At 70.8% G+C, this 2,143-nt stretch carries 2 protein-coding genes and 1 tRNA gene; 1 reads left to right on the top strand and 2 read right to left on the bottom strand.

The window, feature by feature from the left end:
- The first annotated feature begins 191 nt into the window (after nucleotides 1–191).
- Nucleotides 192–264, top strand: a tRNA-Glu gene (locus VMS22_10210).
- A 200-nt stretch (nucleotides 265–464) separates the two neighbouring features.
- On the opposite strand, the gene VMS22_10205 is transcribed toward VMS22_10210, so the two are convergent.
- Nucleotides 465–995, bottom strand: coding sequence for a hypothetical protein (locus VMS22_10205; protein HXJ34396.1), 531 nt, complete (start codon nucleotides 993–995; stop codon nucleotides 465–467).
- Between the two features lie 22 nt (nucleotides 996–1,017).
- The coding region (locus VMS22_10200; protein ID HXJ34395.1) for a right-handed parallel beta-helix repeat-containing protein at nucleotides 1,018–2,143 on the bottom strand (1,126 nt) is incomplete at its 5' end.

Raw genomic sequence — 2,143 nt, 5'->3', positions numbered from 1 at the left:
CCGCCCCGGTTCCGGCGCTTCCTCGACCCGGTGGCCACCAACCTCCTCCCCACCGCGAGCGTACTGAGGAAACCCGCACGTGTGTGTGACGCGAGCGTGCCGAAAGCGTGACGACCCGTCCACAGAGACGTGGCCGACAGCGTTTCGGGCAGGGCGAACGCTCGCCAGTCGGCGCTACACTTGCCCTGCCGGGCGCATTCGTCTAGTGGCCTAGGACACCGCCCTCTCACGGCGGCGGCACGGGTTCGAATCCCGTATGCGCCTCTCAGGCCCCTTGGGTTGAGCGACCTTGGTTCAACCTGATTGCGCGCATGGAGCGGCGGTCAGGCAAAGGCCTGAGTCCCTTGCGTCGGCGGTGGGCTCCATGATCGGCACCCGAGCGCTTGGCGGCGTGCTCGCGCTACGAGACCGCCGACACCGCCGGAGCCGAGAGTCGCGCGTCACACGCACACGATCATGAGCGGCTACTCGAGCGCCAGCAGCGACCTGAGAGCGGCCAGCTCGGATGACCACTCCTGCTCGGCCTGGGCGAGCGCGGCCTGCCGCGCCTTCTCGTCCGCGGCGCTGGCGCCCAAGGCCTTTTGCACGGCCTTGACTCCGGCGGCGACGGTCGCCTCCTGCCTCACGGCGGTCTTGACCGCCTTCGTGCCGAAGGCCGAGGTCAAACGCTTCCGTTCCGCGGCCGCGGCCGTCGCCTGCACGTCCGCATCCGCGCCGAGCTGCGCGACGCCCGCGGCGCCGGTGTCGAGAATCCTCGAGACGGCCTGCTTCGACGCCGCGTCGACGGAGAGGTCCCCGGGGACGGCCACATGCGGAAGGCCGTCGGGGATCGAGAGCACGGTTCCGGGGACGAGCTTGCGAAGGTCGACTCCCGGGTTCGCCGCCTCGATCGCGGCCGACACCTGGCCGGCGGCTTTCGTCGAGACCGAGCCGGTGAAAAGCCGGGGCCTGAGCGCGGCGAAGTTCTTCTCCTCGCCGACGATGATTACTGCCATGGCGTGCCTCCCAAAGTAGTCGTCACGGGACGGTCGGATTGAGCGGCGCCCACGGCGCCGGCAGCGGCGAGCTGCCGAGATGGGTGCCGCCGGGAGCGAGGTTGCCGAGCGCGGCGAAGCGCTTGCCGTCGACGTGGAGCACGATTCGCGCCCTCGTGCCTCGGGCCCGGTTCGTGGACGCGGTGATCGCGGACGCGGTGAGGTCCATCGCGACCGGGCTGTCGCCGCCGACGTGCTCACACTGGTTCCCCTGCGCGACGAGCTCGCCGGCGATCCGGACGAGGCACGTCGGATCGTTCCCGCCGCCGCTCAGCGAGTTCGACGCGAGGCCAACGTGCTCAGGCGCAGCCGCCGCGAGGTACGCGTTCACGCCGGTGAGGACGAGCACGCCGTCGTGCGCCGGCAAGGCGGTCACCTCGTTGCCGACGCCGAGCGCCTGCGCGACGGTCTCGACGAGCAACGCGATCCAGACGCCTTCCGACGGCGCCGGCTGGTCGGCGCTGAAGCGCGACGAGTTGTCGGACACCGAGGCCGCCGCGAACGGGCCGAAGACGGCGAGGCCGACGCTCAGCCCGAGGTAGCCGCCAGGCGGGCCCACCCCGTCGACGACGTTTCCGGTCACGCGCACGTCCTGCGACGTGAGCACGAAGATGCCTGCGCGAAGGATCGCGTTCTGGAGGTCGATCCCGACGCGCGCGACGACATTGCCTGCAGCGGTGACCGAGCCGGCGTGCATGAGGCCGATGCCGACCGCCGAGTTCGCACCCTCGCGCGTCGCCTCGACGTCGAGCACCTCATTGTTGTCCACCGAAGCGTGCTCGGCGCCTCCGTCGTTCTCGATCAGGATCCCGGCGCCGACGCGGCTGACGACGTTTTCCTTGACGAGCAGCGTCTGCACCGCCGTGCGAAGCGAGATCCCGGTGCCGGAGCGGTCGTGCACGCGGTTGCCGGTGATACGGACGTGGCCGGACTGAACGGTGAAGTCGCCGGCGTCGACGACGATCCCGTCTGTCCCGCGCGCAGTTGTGGCGCCGACCGTCGCGACGCCTCCGGCTGCTCCGAGAGCGAGCGCGTTGACGACGTTCGAGTCGACCGTCGCGTCGGGGCCGACGGTGATCCCCGCCCCGGTGGTCGCGACCTTGTTGCCG

Source organism: Candidatus Eisenbacteria bacterium, assembly GCA_035577985.1.
Taxonomy (GTDB): Bacteria; Desulfobacterota; Binatia; order DP-6; family DP-6; genus DATJZY01.
Note: the sequence above shows the minus strand (reverse complement) of the source record. Positions and strands in the feature narration are given on the sequence as shown.

Bases quoted from the DNA above. Each gene is read 5' to 3' on its own strand.
- VMS22_10205 (HXJ34396.1), bottom strand. From the start codon at position 995: ATGGCAGTAATCATCGTCGGCGAGGAGAAGAACTTCGCCGCGCTCAGG.